The following is a 26483-nucleotide window of genomic DNA, read 5'->3' on the forward strand; positions in this document are numbered from 1 at the left end:
TCATTATAGCAGAGATATAATACTCTTCTCTACTTTCGCAGCAACATTTCTCGGTGTATACCGCTTTCCATACTCATATGACATTTGTTGTTTTAACAAAAGTTCTTCATCTGTAATTTTTTGAGTTTCCGCAAAAGCTCGCTTAAACTCTTCCGGAGAATAATCTTTCATATTCAGAATAAATCTAAGATCAGAATATTTCTGATCAAAATGTCCCAGACATACACACCCGTTCAGACATCCCGTTTTAAATGTTGCATTTTTTTCATCTATACATGGCCGTATTGGTACAATACAAAAGGCACATTCGCTCATTATATCAAGAATCTTATCCGGCGGGCAATCATAAACATAACAAACGCCTTTATGCTCATCAATACTTCCTAATTTCGTTCCTGATAATATATAGAGAGTATTATTTCCATCCCTATTGAAACTATCCCATCCTTCAAGCATTTCTTCAAATGCTTTGGTTTTGCTAATAAGTCCAAAAAAAACATAGCTATCCCTTTTTTTGTGGTCATTGAAATGTAATGTATCGGAATAAATATTGGTGGGAATCATTCGCTCAAAGTACTTGGGACAAAAACGCAGCAATGCTTCCCCCATCTCATTATTGCTCACAAAAATAGCATCTGATATAGTACATAAGTATTCAATTATTATTTTTCTTAGCTTATTTACCCTTTCGTATTCATGAACCGAGGTCAAAACCTTAATTCCTGCTTTTTTAGCAGTATTCGAAAGCCTTCTGAATGCTATTAAAATTATTGGATTCCATTCTGCAAAAGGATATTCAATAACGATAGCATCAAACGAATCCTCACCATGTTTAATATCCCTAATAAGTCTATTAATCTGTGATGTCATACCATAATTCAGCATCTTCCCTAATGTGCCTATGTCTGTCTTACAATCTGCTGAATATATTTCCACATCAACATCCTTAATACTATCCCCGTATATTACCTTACTATAAGCACCAATTCCATCATATGATTTTCCAAAATTATTACAAATTACCCCTATTCTCATCAATTTTCCTACATTTCATTATGAATCATAGTTTTCATTCAAAACTGCAATATGTCTTTTATATCCAATCAAAAAAAGAATCTCATACCAAAAGCCATATAACCAAAAATTCCCTACTAATATCCAATGCAATCCCTGCGCAATGATGCCACAGAACAAAGTTCTTGAATAAATATCCTTGTGAAGCATTTTCTTACAGTAAATAAAAGTAGCTATAACTCCTGCTACGCCCAAAATCCCTCTATCAGTCATGGAAGACAAATAAATATTATTAGCCTCACTTACATTATTTTGATAAAAATCAGTTCTCAACAATGATTTGAAATAATATGCACCTGTACCTTTTCCCAAAATCAATTCAGAAATCGTACTCTCAGATATTATTTTTTTTGCAAATTCAACATGCTGAGATCTGTCTACTGCAGAAAAATTAAATGAGGCATTGTCCTGTCTAAAAATATAATAAGATACCTTATTAATCACATTATCAAATAAAGCCTGAGACATGGCTCTACTACTTAATACAATCACAAATGCTACCAATAAAGCAGCCATCCCTAATAATATCACAAGGCATTTATTTACTCTTTGCCTTGATGTAATAAGCACATAACATATTATTATTAAGTCAATCCCATAAACAGCAGAAGAAAAACTGAATAATGATATCACAAATAATACAAAAATATATGTCATATATTTGATATTGTCTCTTTGAGTATTATATTCATCCAAATATTTCATCAAGAAGTAATATAACATCATTGCCAAAAGCGGTGCCAAATATCCTGGTTCAGAGCACGTTCCTTTCAGCCTATGAAATACATGACCTGCGATACTAATGAAATTAGCATCATATCGATCACCAGCAAACAATAAATCGCTCAAATAAAAATATCTGTTAGTAATAACAGTGAAAATACATGCAATCGCTTGCACCCAAGCTGTATACTTCATCAGCATATCTATGTTTTGTGAGGTTATTTCAAACCTGCTTCCCAAGAAGAATACAAGCACCATAAGCCAAAGCATATTCCTGGCTATATATTTAATAGCAAAAGAAAAAACTATAGTCTCCTTATTTAACACCACCCCAAGAAGAGTGACTAATAAGTTAAACAAAACTATCCATAAGATACCTGATTCTTTGTATTTTAATTTCCATGCACTCACAAAGAAAATAAAGAAAAGTGAAATAACAATCCATATCTCTGATAACCGGAATGGTACATCTTTAATGGTATAAGCAAATGCGTCCTTTAAAGGAAATGTAAATAGCATACCAAATATAGCTACTGACAATAATGAAATTCTTTTATTTCTATAGTCCATTGATCCCCACATTTTAAAACCGAAAAATCGGACCTATCTTATCAGTTAAGTAGCTGCATAGTATTTGGTTTCCGCAATTATTGAGTAAACCAAATACTATTAACAATTATCTTTCATTTTCAAAAACTTTCAAGATATTATCTTTATACTGTTTATATAAAAAGTTTTGCTCCACTCTTGATTTAGCAGCTTCGCCTAACTTTTTCCTTAAGTTCTCATCATCTGCTAACCGCATTAAAGCCTCTGCGTACTTTTCAACATTACGATTATCAACTTCCAATCCAGTTACATCTTTTAAATTTACAAAATTAACACCAGATCCTTTAATATAAAAGGTTACAGCAGGTTTTCCAAAATACATGCCCTCTGCAAGCCCCAGACCAAAAGCCTCATTCTTTGTAATAGAAGGAAAAACAAATATATCTGCAGCTTCAAGATATGCTTTTTGGACATCGTCAGAAGTCGCACCAAGTAAAGTGAAGTTATTTAAATCTTTTGTAGTCTGCTCTATTCTGTTTGTTGAAGAACCGGGATAGCCTGATACATAAAATACAAATCGTTCATCCACTAATCTGGCAACTTGTGCAAGATATTCAAATCCCTTATATGGGACAACTCTTCCGATACCCAAACATATTATTTTGTCCTTATTCTTTTCTCGTATTTCCATGGCCATTTTATGGCTAGCATCTGATGGAATCAGATTTTTTTCATCAATACAGCTGGGAACCACTACACATTTATTCTTAAATCGTGATAAATAAAAACTGCCCTCTATATAATTAGGGCTAGTAGCAATTATCCTATCCGCTCTTTTAAGTTCCTTGCAATATAGCGATCTAAGTAGCCTACCCCCAATCTTCTGCTTTATTATGTCAGAATGCCAATATGTTATAAGCTTTGCCTCCTTTGAAATATACTTCAAAACCCAGAATGTTAAAAAGGGATCCGGCTCATGAACAATTACAAAGTCTGGCTTGTACTCTCTTAACTCTTTTCTTATTTTCCCACATATAGATAACGATAGTGGCTGCGAAGCTACTTTAATACTTCCAAATCTTGAAACATTTACTCCATCTACAATGTCAACTGCATTGCTTTTCTCCCTAGAGAAGCAAACTACCCTCATTTCATACTTTCCTTCTACAGCATCGCTTATAGACTTAGCAGTCTTTTCTATTCCTCCAAGTTCTGGATAATAATATTTTGAAATTTGCAGAATCTTTTTCATTACATCTAATCTCCATATATAACTAATGTTTTCTGTTCTTAATGGACATTACAATCTTGTTATTAAATAGACAATTATAACAGAAAACTATATTAAAGATAATTATTTACAAAATCAAGAAGAGAATTAACATCTCCACCTATTCGGATGCTTTTACAACCTGCAGTAGCACCAGCAATAATGTCATTCTCTCCATCTCCTACCATGAACGATTCTGAGAGACTAATATTATAGTCTTCTGCTGCTTTTAATAACATACCCGGCTTTGGTTTTCTGCATTCACAATGTATTTTGAGTTCCTTAACTTCACCTTCATATCCACTATCAGGATGATGTGGACAATAGTATATCGCATCAAGATATGCGCCATCTTGACCAAGAAGTGTTTCCATCTTGTTATGAATTTCATTAAGTTCCTCGTAGGTAACCTCCCCTCTGGCAATAACCGGCTGGTTGGTAACAACTATGACAAGGTATCCTGATTCATTAATTTTTCTGATAGCCTTTGATACACCAGGTAGCAGTTCAAATTCATCTATATCTCTTAAAAAACCAACATATTTATTTATTGTTCCATCTCTGTCGAGAAAGACGGCCTTTTGCTTATGTTGTAAATTTTTCTGTTCAACTTTTCCAGACTTTATATCATTTTCGATAAGATAAAATCTGTCTGGTGTGCCCATATCCTTAATGTATTCTGGAGTGTCATAAATATATAACTCACCATCTTCTATAAGTGGCTTTAATATCTGTCTATCCAAGTCAATCTTTTCATCTACATCGAAATTAAATTTATCCATTATCTTGGGTGATAAGATATGTACTCCTGCATTAACTCTGTTTCTGTACCATTTTCTAGAATCTTCTTTATGAAGCCAATTTAATACCTTCCCATCTTCGTCAGCAATGATTATTCCACTGTCATATGGATGATTATTGGGATGAGTAATTATTGTTGCAAGACCTTTTTTATTATGATGCTCTTTTACAAAACGATTAAAATCTATATCAAATATGATATCTCCGTTTAATAAAAGGAAATCTTCGGTTAACTTTTCCTTCAATGAAAATAATGCCCCTGCTGTTCCAAGTGGCTTATTTTCAACAAAATATTCTATATTTACCCCAAATGTTTCTCCTGTTACCGGCGAAACCTTTGAACCGTCTCCAAAATAACTTTGTATAGTATCTCCAAGATATCCAACTATAAGTAGTATATCTGTAAGACCTTGTCTTCTTAACGCTTCGATTTCGTACTCCAACACAGGTTTTCCTGAAAGGGGAATCATTGGCTTTGGTACTTCAGAATTAATTGACGCTATTCTAGTACCTCTGCCACCTGCCATAATTACTGTTTTCATAATCCGCGCCTCTTCTCCGGATCATAAGCCTCAGCCTTGTAGTAAACAACCCTTGTGCCTTCATCCTCAAAACAAAAAGGTACATAAAGGAGATCATTCATTGCTTCTCTTACCTTATTTCGCTTTTCTTCAGGCACATAAAATAGTAGGAATCCACCCCCGCCTGCCCCGAGAAGTTTTCCTCCAAGCGCTCCTGCTTTAATACCTTTTTCATAATATTCATCTATTCTTCCGGTTGATACATTATTTCCAGTACTTCTCTTAAGCTTCCAAGTATAGTCAAGGAGTTTTCCAAATTCATCAATATTTGCATCCTTATTCACAAGTATCTTTTCTGCATCATCAACAAGTGTGTACATCTCTGCGAGCTGTTTTTTCTTTTCTGAAACGGGAGTTGCAGATTTTTGGATTTCAGATGAGAGTCTTGTAAAGCCTGTAAAGAACATCATCATATTGTCATTAAGCAATTTTTTTCTATCCGAAGATATAATAATAGGAAGAACATCATAACCATCAGAATAAAAATTAATTCTGTTAAGACCTCCAAATGATGCTGCTATTTGATCCTGCCATCCTCCAGCTTCTTCACATAGTACACGTTCAAGATAGATTGCATCATCAGCAAGCTGTCTTTTATCGGCATATTTCCCCTTAAGAGCATAGAAAGCGTTAATCATTCCTACCGCAAATGAGCTACTTGTACCAAGTCCACTTCTTGCAGGAAGATCTGCCTCATAAGATAAACGAAGTTCATGCATATCCATCATATCCATAGCATTCCTTATTGCAGGATGATCGACGTCTCCCAAATTCGTTACTCTCTCTATCTGTGCATAAACAAATTCAGAAGTATAATCGAAAAAAGGCGGAAGATGCCTTACATTTACGTAACAATACTTATCAAAAGTAGTTGATAACACTGCACCTTTATTATCCTTGAAATAATCTTCCATATCTGTACCGCCACCGAAAAAGGACATACGAAACGGTGTTCTTGTAATAACCATAATCCAAAATCTTCCTTATATTTTATTCATTTAGCCTATATATCACTATAGGCTGCTCATACTTGATTTATCTTATACAAATATTGTATTTATATGTTCTAAAAAAACTCTTCTTCCAACATCAAGCATAGTGCATGGTATATTGGAAGATGTAATTCCTGAATCTTATATGTTTCTGTTTCCGGAACTATCACGCAGGTATCACAGTAATCCTTTAACTTTCCACCATCGCGTCCGGTAAGGCCTATGACTTTTAATCCTTTAGCCTTTGCCATGATTGATGCATAAATAATATTTTCAGAATTTCCAGACGTTGATATTCCGAAAAATACATCATTTTTCGTACCATATCCATTGACCTGTTGAGCAAAGCTCATCTTCGGATTCACATCATTTAGAAATGCTGTAGAAAGAGCCACATGATCCACCACCGCTATTGCAGGAAGTGCACCCTGTATCGCTTCTGATAACTCCACACCAAGGTCCTTGTTTATCTGTATGAGTATTTCCTTAAATTCTTTGTCAAGCATTCTAGGCTTAATAAAACCTTTCATCAGTTCCCCAACAATATGCTCTGCATCTGCTGCTGAACCTCCATTCCCAGCTACGAGCAACTTACCGCCATTGCTATAGCAACTCCTTATTATCTCAAAAGTCTTCATAATGTTATCCTTTTCTCTTTCTAGAGAAGGATATCTTTGAAATAATTCATCATATATTGCAATTATTTTTTCTCTCATTGGTAAATCCTTCTAAATCATTAACTAATAAATCATCTTATAACCAATTACTGTCACATAGTCAAAAAATCCTTACATTTGTACACAACCATACTTACATTTGTCTTTTATACCTAGATATATGCCTATCCCTGAAAATAAAACAAATGACAAATTCATCCAGTATTCCATGTCAACAAAAAGGCTCAATATTATAATGCACATAGAAAAAATAGCCGCTTTTCTTACCGAGCCATTCTTGTCCACTATAGCAGAAATAATTACTTTTATAAAAACTATCGCATAAAGGATAAATGAGCATAATCCATAATCATATAAAATAGAAAGAAATGTATTTTCTATGGGACCCGCATATTCGCTTGCAGCATTTATCCCTGTCAATTCTGCCATAGAATTTTTAATTGCATAATAACCATGTAATTGTCCTCTTCCCAATAACAACTCTATTATTGATCCTTTTGGGTATAGACGTAATATCTCCCTTATGGCAAGCACTCTGGTACCTATACTGTAGTCATTTCCTAATGAAAAATCTCCTTTTAGAACTCTAAAAAGTGCTCCAAATCTTGAAGTTGTCAATATAAGTATCTTAAAACAAGAATCTTTATATATAAAAATCAACAACAATATACATATTATAACGACCCCCAACAATAGCCTTCTCCTTTTACAATCTGTCTGAAGGATTCTTTTTTTTATGATATCCCTATGTAATAACAAAAAAAATAGAATAATGAAAAAAGCCATTATCATACATACTCTCACGGATGTTAATACTATACACACACTTGATAACGCTATTCCTGCTATCTTTTGTCTCATATTATCTATATATAAAATAGATATAAGAAGAAATGCTATCATAGCATCAGCTTCCAATACGGGATTCTGAAAAGCCATGCTCATTCTTTCACCATTCTGAAAAACCTGTGCATGATGAAAAAGAGCTGCTACCCCTAACACCATCAGCGCTTTCCACATCAGGCTATATATCTCATTGTTACCATCATTCATAAGACCAATAATATAACCGAAAAATACTAATAAAAAAGCAGAAAGAGCAAACTTATCAGAAAGAGGTTCCGTTCTGCTAAAAAACCTAAAATATATCGTTAATATCATGACAAGCACAAAAAACACCGTATATTTTCTAATAAAACTCAATAAAATATACAACGAATCCTTTAATCCCGCAATAAATAAAAATGTAATTACTAATGCAATATGCAAATATCCATCACGGGAATAATCCAATAAAGATATTATAACTGACGCTAACAAGCCAATTCCTAAATAATCACGCCATATTGTTTCTTTGTTATCCACACTGTTTCCCTTCATCAAATTTATTGGTCTTTAAAATTGTCTCCTACGGATCATATCATATTTTTTACTATACCTGATACTCATGATCCGTAGAAGACAATTGTACTATTTATATACATCTGATAGGCAAAATTTTTTTTCATTTTACTACAATATACACTCATATTAAAGAATGTATACATTTATTGCACATTTGTAATATTTTATATGTTCAATATTTGCTCAAATGTTATCCCATCATTGCATCCCACAATTTGTCCTGAGCTTTAAGCGCTCTGCTTATAAGCCGCTCTCCTCTGGCATCCATATTAACAGATTTCACAACGGTCCCTGAAGGAATATTTGTCAAATCGAGTCCAGGAAAGCTTAAGCCTTCATCACGTATAGATAGAATCGGTGCCATAGCTTCCTTTATCTTATGATACTTATCATTATTCTCCGCATATTCTTTTGCAGGTTCTGAATTTTCATTAATTGTTTTTTCAAGTAAATCCAGTAATTTTGTTGGATATTTTATAGTGTGTTCTATAGGAAACCTTATTCCAACAAATTCCTCGTAAGTGATTCCATAAAGAGTTAATATCGCATTAATTTCCTCTACTCCTAATGTTGTCTTACCTTGCTCATAGCGGCAATATGTACTCTTACTAACCCCGAGAGCTTCGGCAACCTGCTGCTGTGTGTAATTATGCTGATCACGTAATATAATAAGTGTGTTAGAAATCGTCATAGCTGACCTCCCATATAATAATTTCATAAATGATACTCCGTTTCATTTATGAAATTATTATACTTCGTTGCTTCCTTCATGTAAATACCATCTCATAAATATCATATTTAAAGGCGGCATCTCTGCCGCCAAAAAATAAATCTCTTATGTGATAATATTCCTTTAACTATCTGCTTTCAAAGACCAACCTCTTTTCAGGTGGTCCATGTATATTTCCCTTCATTCACGCTCCTTTTCCCAAAACAAACCAGCTTATACCATACCGGCCCTCTTCATAATACAAGCTCACTTCCTTCCCTTCGACCATAAATATATACAATAGCCCGTATGCATCCTTGGCAATCCTCCCTGCGGAGGTACATTTTACAATCCTGTCAACCTTGTACTTTCTACCATCACTCCACTTGATCACAAGCGGTTTTATGAGCTCCTGCTTTCTGAACTCTGCTATAACATCAACATAAACTTTTTTATTCATATATTTAAAACCCATTAGTCGAACATCCTGTAATACACGCTGAACATATTTGTGGTATCGAGGACCACGGTATTCCTTGGCACTCCACTGCAGTGAACCCACTTACCGCGCCCTGAATCCTCATCAATACCGACAAAAATTCCCACATGATTGGATTTTGCTCCAGGAGCAGAAATAAAGCCAATATCTCCAGGCTTTATCTGCGAATATGATATCTGTGACAAATGAAGGCCTTTCGTCAAGTTGTTTGTACTCATTCCAGGCGGCTTTATCCCTGTAACTGACCAGTAAACCCATGACACAAACCCACTGCAATCTAGTCCTTTTTTGCTCCTGCCTTTATAATCTGCATCTACAACGGTTCCAAATCCGTTTCCATCCCATCCGGAAACATCTGGTTTTCCTCCCCAGTAATAAGAGATCTGACCAACATACGAAATTGCATAATTCACGAAAGCCTCCCTTACTTCTGATACATCCCCGATATTTTCAATAATCTCATTTATCTGCTGTTCAGAAAGCGCACCTTTCCCTGATGGCAATTCCGTCGTATCGGAATAAACATCTATTCCATATATATCATTCCAGTCGTTGTTATATAGATCTTCGCACCACTCTATGTTCCGTCTTGACTTCCACCCATCATTTCTATAAAACTCCGATAGCATATCACAATAGGTATCAGCCAGGGAAAACACTATTTCTTTTTCCTCAAACTCTGTACACTCATAGTTTTTAGGAGCCTTATATCTGATAATCCCATTACCTGACTCAAATGCCTTATATACGTCATTCTTTGTAAGAACAGTCACATAAATGTTTATGTCCCTATAACCGTACGAAACAGAAACAGGATCATCCTCCTCACCATCCTTTCCTGGAACCGGATGCCCGGGGCAGTATCTGTACTTTTCATCGTTTATATCTGGCTTACTGTCATCCCAGACACTTTTCGCATTGTTATAGTTCTCCTCACCCTTCTTATAATCCTCATCGTACCGTGTCTCCGCTGCTGCATAATCCACGTTATACGAATCATAATCTATATTTCCTTCGCCATCCTCATAATCATCTATATTCGGGGCATAATCAGACCAGCTTGGCAGATAATCAGAAAGGCTCGGCATGTCTTCAAGCCATGAATCAAAATCTGAATCATAACTTTCTTCATCAAAAGAGCATCCCTTCTCTGTTTTAGGAACAAGATCACTATAAAAAACAACTCCCTGATCCTTGGCACTTTGTGCATCCGCATAAACCTGCCCATCGTTACAAAAATATGTACTCTGCTCAAAGGTATAACCATCAAATGGAAATCTATCATTTCCTTCCTTATGATATAGTTCTGAAACTGTATAGGTCGAAACCGGATTCAAAATATCAAAAATATCTGCTTGCAGCTCATCAATCTTACCCACATATTTATCATCGAAATAGTTATCAGCCATAACCGCTGACAGACACATCACATCCTTAATATTTGTTGTTGAATTACCAATAGTCCTCCCCTCTGAATCAAGGAAATATATGTGATATCCGTTAGTAGTATCTCCTGCTATATTGTTATGATAAATACCTGCATCCTCACTATCCTTATTTGCAGGCGATCCATAGTGATATAGCCTTACTCCATACAATGCTTCATCAGGGTAAAGGCCCCTACTATCAATATGCTCTTCATCATGCTTAGGCGGTGCAAGTGCGACGTCAATCGCTTCTTGATACTTTGCAATATCCTTCTGCTTTAACTTTTCTATTCTCCCAGGCATTCCTTCATCAAAGATCGTACTTTCAAACAAGGTACCCTGACCCATGATCAGTGACTGTATCGCTGCAGAAAACACAAGCATAAGAATGAGAATTAAAACGAGCAGAAAAACAGCTACAAACACATACATTGCAATCTTTCTAAATAAGCTGACAGCTTTCCCGATTCCCTTTTTTACTACCTTAATCGGTACAAATGGGATTCCTGCAACATACTTAACCTTCCGCCCTGTATGGACAGCCTTTCTATAAACCTTCCGGGATTTGTGAATAAAACCTCCCTTAACGGGCATCTCCTGGGCGCTAGCTCCACCTCTCTTGCTACCACTTCCTTTGAAAAATCCCGGTTTTGACCATATTTTACCGACACCACTTGCATTACCGGTACCACTTACATTGCTTACTGCACCAGCTTTATTTGACGCCGTTGCCTTACCTATTGTCTTATTTCCACTTGCAGCTTTTGTTCCACTTACAGCCTGCGATCCACCTGCTGTAGCAGTTGTTTTATCAGCACCCTTTTTCCCTCTAGCAAAAAACTTCACAGCTCCAGGCTTAATTACCTTATTAAATACTGCTCTCCCAGCAATATTCACAGGATTTATCCTATTGTTAATCTTTACTATCTTTCCCGTCGTCCGTGCAGTTAAAGACACGCCTGCATGAACAGCTTTCACACCATTTAGCGCAGTAATTGCATTCCTATACCCCTCTGCAGCTCCATCGTCAGTATATCTATAATAATCATATGCTCGATACAGCCCCCTCTTCGCTATCCCTCCTATTACACTCTTCCTTCCGGTTTTTCTTACTTTCTGGGCTTTCATCGCCCTCTCATAAGTCCTAAGAAGCGGCAATACTTCGTCCAGATACTCCTTCTTTACATGAATCTTCCCGCTCTCAATGCCCTTTATGAATCTTTTAAGGTCCTGCTGAGACAAAAACGCAGGATTTATCCTCCGAAATATCTCATCATCATGATCCCGAAAATATACCCTTATCATGTTCTTTGTAAGCGCAGACTTTCCATGCTTATCAAAAAACACCTTATTATCGCTTTCTAAAAGCTTCCGTTGCCTGGAACTCTCAATCCTTGAAAGACCTTTAACGCTCTTCCCCTTAACCTTCGTCTTAGCAAAAGCATGTTTCTTATCCGTTTGCTTGTCTAAATACAGCTTAAGGACCTTTTTTGCTTTTAAATAATCTCTTACTTCATGCCCATGCGAAACAATAAACGCCGCATTCTCATTACTAACTCCGCATTGCTTTAACTCTTCCTCAAGCTCCTTTTTATTCCTTTTCTTTCCTTGCCTTCTTTTATCGGATCCATCTTTTTTTCTACCATCAGAATCTTTCGTCCCTTCCTGCCTTCCCCCTCTGGGGGAAGGTGTCAGCACAGCTGACGGATGAGGGGTATCCCCTCTGCTATCACGATTTCCCTTGCCATGGGCTCCTTGCCCCACTCCACTACCACTTTTTCCACTTCCACCTGAGCCTTGCACCTCCTCTTCAAAAGAATCCTTTTTACTCGGACCAAAACCTTTTCTCTCAGCAAGTTTCTCCAAAATCCCCTCATCAATTCTCCCCTCTGCAATCCCCCTCTCTAATTCTCCACAGCTGTCCATGAGCCTTAATGACTCCCTCTTCTGCAGATCACTTGATGCCTTATCCCCCATGTCAGAAAGGGTATCCATCGCATCCCTTACGGCTGCCATCCCATTCCGTAAATCTCTCTTCTGCTCCTCATCAGGCGAATCCGTTTCGTCCGTCGGAGAAACTACAGCAGAAGCAACAGCCTTCCCACCTCGAGACAATGCCTCTACTAGGCCGCTCTTATCGCCGTGAGCCTTAAATTTTCTGGAATAATCATGCTCTTCAGTATTATTATCTTGAGCATTCTCTTTAGGATTCTCCGAACTATTCCTTGTAATTCCCTCCAACCTCTTCTTTGCCGTACTACTAACAATAATTGTGTCTCTTTTCCCTGGAGCGCTTGATCTGTTCTCAACACTTCTATTTATATAATCCTCTTCTTCATCTTGCTCCTCTGTCGCCCGGTAACTAACGTTCTCTACTCTTGTAAAAGAATCTCCGTCAAAAGCATTCTCTGTATTTCCTATTTGATCCGAATGCTCAGACTTATCCGTACCAACGTCTTCGCTTCTCTTTTTACCCTTTTTCTTTTTATCCTTTGCTTTCTTCCTATTATTCTTTTTAGAATCCGTATCTTCATAAATACCAGAATCCTCATCAGCAGAAAATAATTCAGAATCCTGTTCTTTTCCTTCTTCTCCGATTAATTCAAGATATTCTGCTTCTGATAGTTCCTCTATCCCAGAGTCCTCATAAAGATCATCCTCGCCAAAATCTGTATCATTAAAATCATCAAATTCGTTTGTCATTTCCTTTTTTCACTCCTCCACAGAGGAAATAACACATATTTAGATGATTTCATAAATAACATAAAAAAGCGCAAAATAAAAAGACAGGTCCATCTGAACCCGTCTTGTCTACTCAATGCTCTAACCGCGCTACCGCTTGGTGTTACGCTAAGTGATAATTGCCACGCTGCGCTAACACCAATTATCACTTAGCGTTTATAAAAATCGTTAGACCTCGCTTTTCTTCAAAGACTTTAGATATTTTTCTACATTCAGGTAATGAATATCCTCACATGTCATATCTTCTCCGCGATAAATCACATATTTACCGGTTATGTCACCATATCTGTGACTTACCATGTCACACTTTTCACTATTCACCAAATGTCTATATTGTTCCGGAACCTGCTCTTTACTATATTTTACCTCGTATATCTTACAACTAATCTCCTTAGGATCATACACAACCATATCAAATTCACCAACAGGGAACTGAAGCTTAAACACCTTTTTGTCAGGGTATCCCAGCTTTGTCTCCAATAGAATAATATCTTCCATCATCCTGCCACGTATTTCAGATAATAACCTCTCCAAGATCCTCTGTCTTTCTTTTGCTGATAATTGCTGGAATTTTTCATCAAAAATCATATTTTCAACAATAGCTTCTGCTTGTGCATAGCGTAATCCAGGCTGTGTAATAACCGTAATAGATTCCCTTTTGCTTACTTCTGGTAAAGATTCCAGATCAATTTCCATAATAAGATCCAAAATAGTCAAATATTCTTTGATTTGAATCATATGATCCTCATCAACCTCTATGCTCTGATCCTCTTTATTCAGAATTTCTAGCATATTCATAATTCCCTGAGTGACTTCATCAAGATCCATATGATCCTTGATATTAATTGGCTCCTCCCTATCGCGAAGAAGATTTGACGCTGTCACTGATATATCATGGGACTTGAACGTTCTTTCAACAACACTTTTTGTAAAGCTATGGTTAATATTTTCGACTACCCGATTTATCACATTAGTCAATTCACCACGTTCATATAAATCCAGTAATAATCTAAAGTGTCCACCGTACTGATAAAATTTCAATGAATGCTGAATATTTTTTGCTATTGCAGTATTAATATATTCCTCTGCGCTTTCAGAATTTGCAAATGGCGTTTCATTATAATTAATACCACTAAGGCTCATGGTTCCACCATATCGTATATATTCGTCAATACCATAAATCCCCAAAACTTCTTCGAACTCACGATATGGAATAAACGTAGTGTGAAGTAATATGCATCTATCATAAAGCTGTTCTTCTCTTGTAAAAGCAAATCCTAGAGAATCCGTCCCGGACAAAATGATCTTCATTCCACTACTTGCATAAATATCTGAAAACAACGCAGATCCTTCTATGAAATCTTCCATTAGGGTTACTTCATCTATAAATACATATTTATACCCTTTTTCCTCTAGAAGCCGTAAATCTGAATCCAAATCTTCGATGGTATTCCCTATTGTTACCTGTATAAAAGCTGCTTTTAGAAATTCCTCTGGTGAAAGCTCTGTAAGGATCTGCCTGATCATGGTAGTTTTTCCAGTCCGTCTAAGACCATAAATAATCAAAACCTTATCTTGCTTTGGAGAAAATACGTAATCCCTTAGTATCTTTATGCATTCCCTCTTCTTATATTCTCTCGTCTGTGAAATTTGAGCTTCAAGCTGCTTCCCTATCCTGACCATTGTCTTAAATGTTAGACCACTATGTTCACTTTCCACATGCTCTTTATTTTTTTGGGGAATAGACTTTTTTAGTTCTTTCAGTTCCTTTTCTAATGCTTTTCTTTTTTCTATTTTTTCTTTAAGTTCCGGAACATCTTCAAAGCTTACATAATTCTCCTTTCTTTTCCCATTAATCATAATACGGTGATAATAATACACTTTGCCACGGATTTCTTTCTCTGAAACACTACCTGGTGGCAAAAGCGCTATCTCTCGTTCTATTTTGGCTATCTGGTCATAGATATTTTTTTCACTCATAGAAAAGTACCTCAAATAATATTTGTTATACCCATTATACCCTTTTAGAATCAAGCGCTTCAAGGGTATAATGGGTATAATACTATTAAAAGATAGGTCCTATCAACACTCACAAAAGCTGACAAATAGGCCCTCTGTATTTAGCAGATACGGTCTGCTCTCAGCATCCTTTTAAGCTTCCGAGAAGCGGTTTATACTTCCCTATAAAGTGAAAACTATTCCGCGTTTTTTCATAATTATTTGAAAACAACATTAGTTTTGTTATACCCACTCGTTTTAGAACAAGTGGGTATAATGGGTATAACACTAATAATTTCAACTGTTAGAGTTTCTAGACTTATCTTCTAGAAAAAGCCAACATCTAGACTAGTCAAATATCTCCTTAAACCTTCCCTCTGGATATATCTCCCTATAGTTATCATTAAAAGCCACACTGCTATGCGGAGTTAAAATAAGCCCCTTTCCCGGAGGCACATTACTAATATATGGCATAAGTGCCTGCGGAATATTTAAAATCTCCTCCATCTTCTTTCTCTCAACAGGGCCTTCATTCAATAGTTTTATATATCCGCAGGACAGAACCGCATTCTCAAATCCAACAACATTCATACTATTGCTGATAATCTGCAGTGCATCCTGTATAACAAATGTTGTAATAGTCTGCATACTGCTTGTATCGTTCAAATATCGTACAAAAAACTCTGATGCCTGCACTGACCTTAGCATATCATCTGCATTATCTACGAATATGAAATTATTTATCCCCTTCCTCTTATCTTCAATTGCCTCATTATACAAATCATCCAATATCATGATCATCTCAGCAGCATCCACCACTTTATATAGAGAAAGCCTGCAATTATCATCCATACCTTTACCGCAGCTTTCCTGATGACCTGCATCAGATTCCGAATAACTACCTACCTCACATCCTTTAGCAGATCCAGGATAACTACTTCCCCCACATCCTTCTCTAAGGTAACCTCGCTCTTCAAGTTTGTTAAAACCTTCAAGAAGCAAAGGATACTTGCACATGACATTTTTATAATTGCGATTATTTACTTTATTAAAATTATACGCACCCTCTCGTAATTCACCAGCTAACAACCTGCATTCCTGCTCTATTCCAAGGCAAAGCCTCTCCGCTTCCTCCTCTCTTAAGTATTCATCAGGCTTAAGAAGTGAAACAAACAATGCACTCAAAAACTTCGCCTTTTTCTCATAATCATCATCCAAAAGACCATAACCCTTAGTGACCCTGAATATATCCGGCATGCAAAATGAAGTAACATGCCCTCCGAGCCTTTTTATGTAATCATCATACTCATCTGTCATGACGATTACTTTAATCTTATCTTCACTCCCAACTGCAGCATTAAATATCTCCCTCTTCATCTGATAGGTTTTCCCTGAACGCTCTGAACCTATAATAGCCCCTGATAGATTTACGTTATTCTTTCTATTGATCAGAATAACGCTATCATTTATAGAATTAAGCCCCATAAAAAGCCCATCTTTTCTGGCTGCATCACTTATTCCAATAGGTGATAGCTTTGATAATCTCTTCGTATCAAATACTCTCTTAGCATCAATATGGCTTTTACAAAGCGGCAGACATGAAAAAAGCCCCTTATCCTGCAAAAGGTCAAGACTCCTCACGGATGCTCCAAATTTTTCAGCAGATATATGTAAAAGCTCAGTATCAAGTGACAACTCGCTTAAATCCTCTGAGAACAGCACCATAGCAAAAGTACAACTATACACCCTGTCTTCTGAAGCATGGACCTTCTTTAGATCACTAAAAGCCTGTCTGTTGAAATATGCTCTGTCATTTTTCTCCTTCAGTACTCTTTCCTGCCGAACAGTCCTATTTTTTCTGTCTGCCACTGTATCTCTTTTCTCGCTTTTTATAACCTTTGTAGCACTCTTCTCATACCTTGCTGCAGCATGTACCCCCACCTCTATATCAACAGGTTCATATATTACTGAAAAAAGCATGTTTGAAGAGACATTGGTTATATCTGAAACAAAAGAAGCACTTATATCCGAAGGAATCGCATTTATATAAAACGCCCTGAAATAATGTCTGTACTCTGTATTGTCATTGAGGATTCCATAATCTATGAACTCTCTCTTTGTCACAATATTCTTTGGGCATACCAAATCTTTTGTCGTAAGTTTCATATATTTCAGGTTTGAAAGATCAATCCCCTCACCATCTGACAACCTGATAATATCTCCAAATCCGGAAACCTGCGGATTATAGATATCATGCATAACCCGAAGTCTTTCTACCAGTGACACCCCACTTACTTCTATTCCATAAATACTCTTAAATGAATCCCTTACCGTAATATCCAGTTCTTCAAAGCATTTTGCTGCATCCTCCGGAGTATCAGCCTTTATCGATGCTATAAAATACAAATCCTTATGAACATTGTTATGCCCTATGGAAAAATTATCAGAAAGGACTTTGTCATACTCTCCTGCAGCATCTTCCAAAGGGGTCCCTTCAAACTTATCCCCCAGTAAAAGTTTAGACAGATAATCCTCTTGATCCACTAACCTGTTATGTATCAGAAACTGAAACGACATTGAAAAAGGAAATCCATTAAAGAAATCATTCATCCTGCCCCTTGCAATATCACTGTCATAATTCTTGATATTTTCAGTATTTATCTCGCCCACAAGGTACATTCTTGTGTATCTGCCATCCGCAAAAATCATACCCATATCTTCATAGCAATGCTCATACGGAATCTTTTTTTCCATATATTTTGGCATAGCTATTTTCTTACCCTTCAATCTACTTACCAAACTTCAACCTCCCTGCATACCGTACTTTAATACAACCTTAAGTAAAATCAGCCCCAAGGCTATCGCCTGTATCGCAGCTATAACTGCCCTTACTATCTCCATTATCATAACTATTAACCCCTTCTTTCTTCATAACCTGTTTCTCAAGCTTTTCCTTACGCCTAAGCTGCCTCTGCTCCTCCTTCTCCTTAAGCCTTATAGCAGCATTTTTCGCATCAAAAATCCTTTTATCCTGAACGCTGTCAACTTTGCCCTGGCTCTCCATGTACGCTTCATCAGAAAAAGGCTCTAAGCTTTCCATTTGCTTACTCTGGCTCTCTTTCATCATACGGACCTTTTCCCGGAAACTCTCCTTCTCCATACGTCTCTGCTTTATGGAACTAAGAATCATGTCAAATTCATCAACATCACTCTCCTTATAGTCTGCTTTAAGGAAAAGATTCTCACTGGCTTCCTTGTTACAATCCACTTTTTCTGCCTCTATGCCTGTATTTGCAGTTTCTTTACCTGCATCTACTTTTTCTTTAGATACGTCTATAGTTTCTTTCCCTTCAATTACTGCCTCTTTACCAGCATCTACTGCCACTGCCACACTTTTATTCCCGTCTGTAGCTCCTTTCTCCACCTTCGAAGCCTCTTCAGCAAGCACCTCCACTTCAGAAATATGCGCCTTTATATCTTTACATTCTCTTTTTTCTTTTATTGTTGTTTCTATTTGCGCCTTTGCCCGTTTTTCTCTCTTTCTATCAGGCTCTGTTCCAACTCTGTGGAGGCTTTTAGGAAGCAATAAATTTATCATCTTCCTTATCGTTCCACCCTTAAGCATCCAAAATTTGCTCCCTGCTTTAGGCACTTCTGAACTCTTTTCATCCATTTTTTTACCGAATTTAGCCTCTTTCCATTCCTCAAAGCTTATATCTAACCTTTTATCTATGAAGTTCGCCACAACTAAAAACTTCAAATACTGCTCGATAAGATCCATATCACCCACAGGCTTCCCCATAAGCTCTGACCTTTTCGCTGCCTTTGCATACTCCTCATTCTTTGCTTTGATCTTTCGATATGTAAAATACTCCGTCACCTTGTAATAGATTTCCGGAATGATGACCATTACAGCAAAAACAATAACCATGAACACATCAAAAGACGCATCATTAAGTGGCTCTGGCCAAAACTTCATATATTTTTGAAAAAAAACAGTATCTGAAAGAATCCTTGTTAATCTCTCAAAAAAATTCATCTGTTCTTTATCAGATAGTAAACGTCAATGTTACGTTAATCCTTGCAGGATCATTATGTATAAGGACCTTTACCTCTCCGACATCCTTTCTCATCGTCGCTAAAATCTCATATAAAGTATTCTCATCTGCCCTGATGTTCGACTCAGTTAACCCGGAATACGTTACATCCATCTTTGTATTAGCAGGCAGATAAGTATAAGCCTTACTCTCTCGCAGCTTCTCAATAATTACTGCTGGCTCTTTGTATTCATCAATAAAATCTTGAACAAGGCGCCCCTCATCAGCAGATGTACTCTTTATCTCAACAAATCTATTTCTATCTGCTGTCAGGACTCCATGCCACTTCTTCCTCTTCTTCTTTGTCAAAAATGCAAATATCAGCATCCACAGATACTTAAGTGAACCGCTGGCTGCAAGTCCAACAGCCAGAAGCGCAGTTGTAAATCCTATCCTCATGGTCCTAATAGCCCGCTCTTTTTTATCATCCCTATTTTTCTTTTGCTCATCCGGATCACCCTTGTCTTCTAAAGCATCTCCTTGCTCTAATTTGACATCATCCTCCAGTGGCTCAGCCTTCACAGCTTCACGCTCTATTTCTCTAAAATCACCAGCCTCTGTCTCACTGCCGCTATAATCTTCTTCTCCATTTTCATCCGTCACTCCTGTTCTATTGGTCTTACCATTATTATTCTTATTTACAGCCCTCTTCTTTTTAGTTTCTTCGTTACTATCTTCATTATTCCCACGATCATCATCATTTTTTACATCTCCGCTATTATCAGATTCATTGTCGCCAGAAGTATTCGAATCCTCCTGCCCATGATCCTCTGACTTTTTCTGATCATTATCCTTTTTTCTGTCATCAGAACCCTTCTTATCGCCATCCTCTTTCTTATTGTCCGAATCACCATTGTTGCCATTATCGGATTCATCTGTTTTTTTGCCATCATCAGACTCATCCCCTTTGTTTTCATCATCATTTTTGTTTTCATCGGACTCACCATTATTGTTCTCATCGTCAGACGTCTTATTCTCTTCCATTCCGGAAGCATCAACATACACCGGCACACTTCCCTGTCCGTCTCCCAAAAAGACCTGTGCCTTATCATCTATCGTCTTCGCCTGTGCACGAATACGTCCCATGCTCTCTATCTCACCAAAAATATCTTGTATAAGCTTTTTATCGCTTACATCACCCTTAAGTCCACCTGAAAACATCATCGTCTCAGTACATGACTCTTCCCCTGCAACACGCACCATCTTTGGCAATCCACCTTCTGGACAAAATACCAGCGTAGATGCCATAAGCCCTGATGCAACTCTTGTCATAAACTCCTTTATCATCATCTCTTCCACCTCTTCATATACTTATCTGCATATGAAATACACAAAATGCGCACCTTTTAAAAAAGCTTACAAAAAACTCGGGCATAACGCCCGAGCTAAAACAACTACTATCACTTTTTAACCTTAATTTTCACCGTCTTCTGATACCTGCTGCCCTTTGAATCCTCGATCATGAAAGTATACTTCCCGTTCTTCTTAACCTTATAAGTATACTTTCCACTGCTCTTCAATTTGAGAAGCTTTGCCTTCTTGCTACCATTTACCCATACCTTTACACTTGAAGCATACTCTTTCCATACACGTCTATTGTGCAAAGAATTTACGCCCACTTTCTTATTTATGCACTGCATGCCTCTTCCATAACTTCCAAGTACATCCCCTATTGAAACAGTTGTAATCCCCTTCTTGGATTTCTTATTAATCTTCATGACCTTGGACACAGGAATTGCATACCCCTGAATACAAACGTCACCATCAAAATCATCATAATTTGTATGCTCGGTATAAACATCAGCATAATATCTTCCCTTTTTCAGAAAACCATAATCCTCATTTTTATAGCGCCAGTAACCAAAATCAAACTCCAAAGCCTTGTTACTATGGCCGTAATCACTATAAATAGCAACATCGCTGCCAACACCATCGTGATTATTTCTCGCATAATTACCTGTAAAATAAACCCAGGAGTCCTCCTTCAGCTCAAATGTAAAGTTGCCCCTTTCACTTTTAGCATACTCCCCCGTGCTATCACTAAGCTTAACACTCTGCTTAAAAACAGCTCCCTGCGCTCTACCCTCATCAGTCGATGAAACTACAGGCAAATTGACCTCTTCCGCTGCCATGGCATGCACAGCCCCTCCGGGCACCTTCATAAACATAGCGCAGCCCATTCCCAGAACTGCCGCCATAACAGCCTTTTCAATTCCTCTTAAAACAATTCTCTTATTCTTCATAATGTGTATCCTTTCCATAGAATTAAAAGCTACTCACCCCTTCTCTCCATCAACTTCCTTCTCTTATCCGCCTTCTCAAACTCCGTAATTTCCTTCATGTTTGAAGTAAGAACCTTATATATAGGATTTGGCGTAACTCCATCCTTTTGGAATTTCGGAAAACTCGATGCAAACGGCACACAGTTAGATCCCGTATATATAAGCCCCTGTCCTGTAGGTGCTGAACTTATAACATCAATCTGACTCTCAGATAAATTCAAAAGTTCAGAAAGCCTCTCCCTGTCATTAGGTGCCTGATTAAGCATCATTACGAAATTACAGTTAGACAGCATCTTTCTTGCCGTATCAGACTCCAAAAGGTCCTCCACGTTCTGTGTCAGCCCTGTCGGTACGCCGCCATACTTTCTTGCCCGCTTATACAGCATATTTAAAAACGCTGCACTTCTCTCATCAGCAAAAAGCAGATAGATTTCATCCACCCAAAACCAAGTATTCTTACCTTTTCGCCTGTTCTCCATTAAGCGGTTCAAAATACTATCCAGAATAATCAGCATCGCAATCGGCTTTAGCTTATCCCCGATATCCTTGATGTTATAAACAATAAATCTGTTTTTCAGATCAACATTTGACCTGAACCCGAAAGTATTAAGCGACCCCTTTCCTGTATACAATTTAAGCGCCATGGAAAGCTCCTTAGCCTCCATCTCAGGCCTTTTCTCCAGTGCCAACTGCAAATCTGATAAAGTCGGCATCTTATCATCAGGAATACCAAGAAGCCTTCCGTCCTCACTTAAAAACGGCTCATAAAGCTCATGCACGCACTCATCAATGATCGTCTCCTGAACAGAATTAATTCCAAACGGAGACTTTATGATGACCTCCATCAGCTTAAGGATAAAATCCGCCTTAGCCAAAATCGGATTAGTCTCCTCACTGTCATCCTCATTAGTCCACTGATAAGATGAACTGATCTCCATAGGATTAATATGCCACCTTCCACCCGGCTCAATCTTTATCGTCTCACCGCCAACAAGCTTAGAAAGTGCCAAATATTCCGCCTCTGGATCGATAACTATTAAATCCGAGTTACTACCAAGAAGAACATTTAACATCTCAGCCTTTGCCATAAAGCTCTTGCCGGATCCAGGAGTTCCCAAGATAAAGCCATTAAAATTCTGCGTAAGCAGCCTGTTATACAAAATGAGGGACCTTGTATGTAGATTCTGGGAATAATTGATACCGTCCGGATCACACAGCTCCAGATTTGAAAACGGCATAGAAACTGTCGCAATTGAAGTAGACTTAAGCGTTCTACGTCTATGATACGGAATCTCCACATTTAATAGTGGAAGCGTAGTATTAAATCCCTCTTCCTGCATCCCAGTCATGATTTCGCAGCCAACCACATCACCCTGACAGTTTGCTACGATTTCTTCCGTGTACTCAGAAAGCTTTTCCATTGAATCCGCATAAAATAGCAGCGTATAAGTAGTCTTGAAAAGCTTTTCATCCTCATTGATCATATCCGATCTGAGTTCACGCGCCTTATCAACCTGCTCCATTATTCCTATTGGAACAAATTCCTCAGAAAGATTATCCTTTACAAGCCTCTTTAATGAATCCTGCTTGGCAGTCTGCGCAAGAGACAAATTCTTAGTTACAAGAGCAGCCGCTTCCTTACTCTGCATTGGCCTTATATTCACTGTAATAAGCATGTTAAACGAAGCATCTGATAGCTTAATCAAAAACTCATCCGACATCATGTTGGGCAAATTTGAGATCTTCATAACTCTTACGTACTTCTTCCCAATACGCATATATTTATCAAAGAACTGCATAGATGAAGGTGCAATAATATCCTTTACACCTATCCCCATCCCTCGCATGTTTTCAAAGTCAAAATAGCTCTCCAGATCAAATCCCCTGCCATTTGCACTGAGTCCTGCTTTTACAGGCTTGCCCCCCGGTACAATGCTGCTACCATATACAGAACTATTCTCCCTAATGGATCTCCTACTAAGGGGAAAACCTCCCTGATCATCGGGATTATAAATATCGTAGAGAATAGATAGCCGCCTCTCTATAGGCATCTTTACTGCATCCGATTGATTTCTCCTCATGCCGGAAGAAAGCTCCCTATCCAGTCTCGCAAATGATGCTTCCGCCTTCTTTAAATCCGGTGCATGAATCCCAAAAGTAACATACTTTTTCTTCTCAATCCCATTTTTCCCCTCCTGGATTCTATCCAAAGTAATCAGATTGAGCTCACGCCTTAGATAATCAAGCCTGTCTCCGACTTCCTTCTTCAGCACCCTCTCCTTAAACTCCTGCAAGTTAATATTCTTATTATGTATAGTAATCCCCATCTCACAATTAGTACCTACAGAATTAAGCAGCGCTCTCCACTTCTTTAGCATTGCTTCCTGTACATCCACAGTCTCCGTCTGATAGTTATTCTCTACAATATCGTATCCCCTTGTAAAAAAGCCCGGATACGTCTCTATCAGATTTTCCTTCTCATGCACAGAAAAAATTGGCACACTATCCTGCGTTGTCGTCTTACAGATCTTCATAGGCGCTGCCATCGGATCCGACTTCAAAAATGCATTTACAATTTTCGCCCCATACTTCTTTTTATCCATATATCACCCTGATAGTTTTTTACTCTTACCTGATTTTAGCTGTCCTGATATGAGCAACTCGCTCTTAAGGCCTTCCCCATACCAATTACTTCAGCTCAGCCAGCTTATACGTATACACAATCAATCCGTCATAAACACCGGGCTCATCAACACTGAGGCCAACATTCACATAAGAATTTGTATACTCATCGTAATCAGCACTAAGTCTTGCATCACCCCTCTTAAGAGCACCATTTTCATGTGAAGATCTGAATCTAACATACTGCTGACCCACTGTTCCGATCAGTGTTTTTGACGTATTCTTTCTGTTTTTATAAGTTATTGCTATACCAAAATCATCCCCAACACTGCCATTTGCTGCTATATATCCACTCTCAACCTTATCAACACAATCAGCTATTCCGTCTTTAGTCTCCTGCGTATAATCCTCTCCATTCTTCTCTCCTGAAGAAGGTACTACTACAATACAGGAATCAGAGGCAATATTGCCCTTAACTCCAACCTCTCCGGTAGCCTCAAAGTATCCGTCACCATCATTATCTTTAAGCTCCAGAGCAGCCGGAAGCTTTACCGTATAACCACTTGCAACTGTAGCAGAAACCTCAATATCAGCTGATCCATCACCTGTAAATACCTGATCTGCCGCCATAGCACTCAAAGGTGCCCAAAAAAGTGATGCACTAAGAACCACTCCGCTTACACAAGTCCATACTGCCTTTTTACCGCTCTTAACACCTGAAACCATCTTTGACATAACATTATTCTTCATCTTTTTTCTCCATTTCTTATCTAAATTTTTATTATCAATTTCTTTCCCAATCGGAATTACTTCACTGTAACCACAACCTCATTATTTGCCTGTGTCAGCGGCACATACCCTGACTCAGCTTCTTCCCATGAAAAGAAAGGCGCCTGATTAAACAAAAGAGTATGCTCACCCTTCGCAAGACACTCCCCGGGAACCCACTCAACATGCTCACCTGCGGGAATAAGATCCGTCACCTCATAAACCTCTCCTGTCTCCTTATCAGAAATCTGATATCTCATGAAAATATCCTCATTTTCCTTATCATTTTCCAGATAAATAGTCGTATTCTCCGTTATATCGCAGTCCTCGATTCCTGAAAAATACACCTGCCTGTCAGCTAGAACATCTGCCAAAGAATTCTCCTCAACTTTTTCAATAGAAGCTCTTGTATCCAGAGACAATCTATCGTACGCTTCCATCTGCTCTTCAACACTCTTCTTAGATAAATTCCCGGCAATCATCAGAACTGCATTACAGATAAGCCCTATAATCACCATCACAATTATCACCTTCTTATCAATCCTCTTACCGTTTTTACTATTGTTTTCCATAAACAACCGCCTTTCAAAATAACATCTTTAAAACTGTACAAAAATGAAATACACAGCTTTTCCGCTTTTTCAAAAAAATAGTCAAATTTCTAATTCAAACATAAATTTCCATGTACATTTTCCCCTTATCCGACCATTCCGTTCTTCGTCTGTAAAGGGACTTTCGCGGCATAAATCCTCGCACAAATAGACGTGCTGCGGTTTATTCCACGGTTCCCTTTACAGCCTCGCTTTCCTGCGTGCGTAGCCTTTGCCGATAACGGGGAACTGGATATAATTCTTTAAATCTTCCGTTATCGAACTTTTAATCATACGCAGGAAAGACACTCCATTACAGCTACTTGCCCTCTAGTAGATTGTAATTTAAATAAATAGACCAATATGCTATACTGATAATATAAAACCTTTGGAGGTGATTTCAGTATGGCAAAAGCGCAACCACTTATTCTTCCTGATGATGATCGTGAGTACTTTGAATCTATAGTTCGCACCAGAACCATGCAGGCCCAAATCGTATCAAGAGCAAGAATTCTTCTTCTAAAGGCTGATGGCGAATCTGTAGATGCGATAGCTGAAAAGGTTGGGCTCAATCGTAACAGCGTATTACTCTGCCTTAAAAAGTACAAAAATGGTGGTGCGGAAAATGCTATTTTTGATACTCCTGGTCGCGGCCGAAATGCTGAAATCACTGATGAT

At 37.8% G+C, this 26483-nt stretch carries 19 protein-coding genes; 1 reads left to right on the plus strand and 18 read right to left on the minus strand.

Going from position 1 to position 26483, the window contains the following annotated elements:
* Nucleotides 1-3: 3 nt before the first annotated feature.
* The 18 genes from G602_RS0112720 to G602_RS0112805 all read right to left on the minus strand — a co-directional run bounded on the left by G602_RS0112720 (nt 4) and on the right by G602_RS0112805 (nt 25787).
* Nucleotides 4-1035, minus strand: a complete 1032-nt coding sequence (locus G602_RS0112720) for a hypothetical protein (RefSeq protein WP_026659363.1) — start codon at nt 1033-1035, stop codon at nt 4-6.
* 18 nt (nt 1036-1053) lie between these two features.
* A complete protein-coding gene (locus tag G602_RS0112725; RefSeq protein ID WP_026659364.1) occupies nt 1054-2367 on the minus strand; it encodes a hypothetical protein in 1314 nt (437 codons plus the stop codon).
* A gap of 106 nt (nt 2368-2473) precedes the next feature.
* Nucleotides 2474-3598 carry a glycosyltransferase gene (locus G602_RS0112730; protein WP_026659365.1) on the minus strand — a complete coding sequence of 375 codons (1125 nt, stop codon included), beginning with the start codon at nt 3596-3598 and terminating at the stop codon, nt 2474-2476.
* Between the two features lie 92 nt (nt 3599-3690).
* Nucleotides 3691-4959 carry an HAD-IIIA family hydrolase gene (locus tag G602_RS0112735; protein WP_026659367.1) on the minus strand — a complete coding sequence of 423 codons (1269 nt, stop codon included), beginning with the start codon at nt 4957-4959 and terminating at the stop codon, nt 3691-3693.
* Nucleotides 4956-5966 (minus strand): GHMP family kinase ATP-binding protein, encoded by a 1011-nt coding sequence (locus G602_RS0112740; protein WP_026659368.1) that lies wholly within the window; start codon nt 5964-5966, stop codon nt 4956-4958. Before G602_RS0112740 ends, G602_RS0112735 begins: the two co-directional genes overlap by 4 nt.
* A 98-nt stretch (nt 5967-6064) precedes the next feature.
* Nucleotides 6065-6706: a D-sedoheptulose-7-phosphate isomerase gene (locus G602_RS0112745; RefSeq protein ID WP_026659369.1), complete on the minus strand. Its 642-nt coding sequence runs from the start codon at nt 6704-6706 to the stop codon at nt 6065-6067.
* A 72-nt stretch (nt 6707-6778) separates the two neighbouring features.
* Entirely contained in the window at nt 6779-8032 is a 1254-nt protein-coding gene (locus tag G602_RS0112750) for an O-antigen ligase family protein (protein ID WP_196808668.1), read from the minus strand.
* Between the two features lie 229 nt (nt 8033-8261).
* Nucleotides 8262-8762 (minus strand): helix-turn-helix transcriptional regulator, encoded by a 501-nt coding sequence (locus tag G602_RS28990; protein ID WP_049945212.1) that lies wholly within the window; start codon nt 8760-8762, stop codon nt 8262-8264.
* 223 nt (nt 8763-8985) lie between these two features.
* Entirely contained in the window at nt 8986-9240 is a 255-nt protein-coding gene (locus G602_RS0112760; protein WP_026659371.1) for a hypothetical protein, read from the minus strand.
* Nucleotides 9241-9254: 14 nt separating this feature from the next.
* Nucleotides 9255-13409 carry a C40 family peptidase gene (locus G602_RS28995; protein WP_026659372.1) on the minus strand — a complete coding sequence of 1385 codons (4155 nt, stop codon included), beginning with the start codon at nt 13407-13409 and terminating at the stop codon, nt 9255-9257.
* Between the two features lie 207 nt (nt 13410-13616).
* Nucleotides 13617-15428: an AAA family ATPase gene (locus tag G602_RS0112770; RefSeq protein ID WP_026659373.1), complete on the minus strand. Its 1812-nt coding sequence runs from the start codon at nt 15426-15428 to the stop codon at nt 13617-13619.
* 366 nt (nt 15429-15794) lie between these two features.
* Complete coding sequence (locus tag G602_RS0112775) at nt 15795-18245, minus strand: hypothetical protein (protein ID WP_026659374.1); 2451 nt, start codon at nt 18243-18245, stop codon at nt 15795-15797.
* 37 nt (nt 18246-18282) lie between these two features.
* A complete protein-coding gene (locus G602_RS0112780; protein WP_026659376.1) occupies nt 18283-19485 on the minus strand; it encodes a hypothetical protein in 1203 nt (400 codons plus the stop codon).
* A 10-nt stretch (nt 19486-19495) separates the two neighbouring features.
* Nucleotides 19496-20833 (minus strand): hypothetical protein, encoded by a 1338-nt coding sequence (locus G602_RS0112785; RefSeq protein ID WP_026659377.1) that lies wholly within the window; start codon nt 20831-20833, stop codon nt 19496-19498.
* A 110-nt stretch (nt 20834-20943) separates the two neighbouring features.
* Nucleotides 20944-21786 carry a hypothetical protein gene (locus tag G602_RS0112790; RefSeq protein WP_155829868.1) on the minus strand — a complete coding sequence of 281 codons (843 nt, stop codon included), beginning with the start codon at nt 21784-21786 and terminating at the stop codon, nt 20944-20946.
* Nucleotides 21787-21815: 29 nt separating this feature from the next.
* Nucleotides 21816-24428 carry a VirB4-like conjugal transfer ATPase, CD1110 family gene (locus G602_RS26485; RefSeq protein WP_026659379.1) on the minus strand — a complete coding sequence of 871 codons (2613 nt, stop codon included), beginning with the start codon at nt 24426-24428 and terminating at the stop codon, nt 21816-21818.
* Between the two features lie 85 nt (nt 24429-24513).
* Nucleotides 24514-25197, minus strand: a complete 684-nt coding sequence (locus G602_RS0112800; RefSeq protein WP_026659380.1) for a hypothetical protein — start codon at nt 25195-25197, stop codon at nt 24514-24516.
* A 56-nt stretch (nt 25198-25253) separates the two neighbouring features.
* Entirely contained in the window at nt 25254-25787 is a 534-nt protein-coding gene (locus G602_RS0112805) for a hypothetical protein (RefSeq protein ID WP_026659381.1), read from the minus strand.
* A gap of 423 nt (nt 25788-26210) precedes the next feature.
* Between G602_RS0112805 and G602_RS0112810 the strand changes: the two genes are divergently transcribed.
* Nucleotides 26211-26483 (plus strand): helix-turn-helix domain-containing protein (locus tag G602_RS0112810; RefSeq protein ID WP_026659382.1); only part of this gene is annotated, 273 nt, incomplete at its 3' end.

It is taken from the genome of Butyrivibrio sp. AC2005, assembly GCF_000424145.1.
In the GTDB taxonomy this organism is placed as follows: Bacteria; Bacillota; Clostridia; order Lachnospirales; family Lachnospiraceae; genus Butyrivibrio.

Coding starts and splice junctions, on each gene's coding strand:
- G602_RS0112805 (WP_026659381.1), bottom strand. CDS start 25,787: ATGGAAAACAATAGTAAAAACGGTAAGAGGATTGATAAGAAGGTGATA.
- G602_RS0112735 (WP_026659367.1), bottom strand. CDS start 4,959: ATGAAAACAGTAATTATGGCAGGTGGCAGAGGTACTAGAATAGCGTCA.
- G602_RS0112740 (WP_026659368.1), bottom strand. CDS start 5,966: ATGGTTATTACAAGAACACCGTTTCGTATGTCCTTTTTCGGTGGCGGT.
- G602_RS0112725 (WP_026659364.1), bottom strand. CDS start 2,367: ATGGACTATAGAAATAAAAGAATTTCATTATTGTCAGTAGCTATATTT.
- G602_RS0112785 (WP_026659377.1), bottom strand. CDS start 20,833: ATGATGATAAAGGAGTTTATGACAAGAGTTGCATCAGGGCTTATGGCA.
- G602_RS0112770 (WP_026659373.1), bottom strand. CDS start 15,428: ATGAGTGAAAAAAATATCTATGACCAGATAGCCAAAATAGAACGAGAG.
- G602_RS0112745 (WP_026659369.1), bottom strand. CDS start 6,706: ATGAGAGAAAAAATAATTGCAATATATGATGAATTATTTCAAAGATAT.
- G602_RS28990 (WP_049945212.1), bottom strand. CDS start 8,762: ATGACGATTTCTAACACACTTATTATATTACGTGATCAGCATAATTAC.
- G602_RS26485 (WP_026659379.1), bottom strand. CDS start 24,428: ATGGATAAAAAGAAGTATGGGGCGAAAATTGTAAATGCATTTTTGAAG.
- G602_RS0112730 (WP_026659365.1), bottom strand. CDS start 3,598: ATGAAAAAGATTCTGCAAATTTCAAAATATTATTATCCAGAACTTGGA.
- G602_RS0112790 (WP_155829868.1), bottom strand. CDS start 21,786: ATGAAGAATAAGAGAATTGTTTTAAGAGGAATTGAAAAGGCTGTTATG.
- G602_RS0112760 (WP_026659371.1), bottom strand. CDS start 9,240: ATGAATAAAAAAGTTTATGTTGATGTTATAGCAGAGTTCAGAAAGCAG.
- G602_RS0112800 (WP_026659380.1), bottom strand. CDS start 25,197: ATGAAGAATAATGTTATGTCAAAGATGGTTTCAGGTGTTAAGAGCGGT.
- G602_RS0112720 (WP_026659363.1), bottom strand. CDS start 1,035: ATGAGAATAGGGGTAATTTGTAATAATTTTGGAAAATCATATGATGGA.
- G602_RS28995 (WP_026659372.1), bottom strand. CDS start 13,409: ATGACAAACGAATTTGATGATTTTAATGATACAGATTTTGGCGAGGAT.
- G602_RS0112780 (WP_026659376.1), bottom strand. CDS start 19,485: ATGAATTTTTTTGAGAGATTAACAAGGATTCTTTCAGATACTGTTTTT.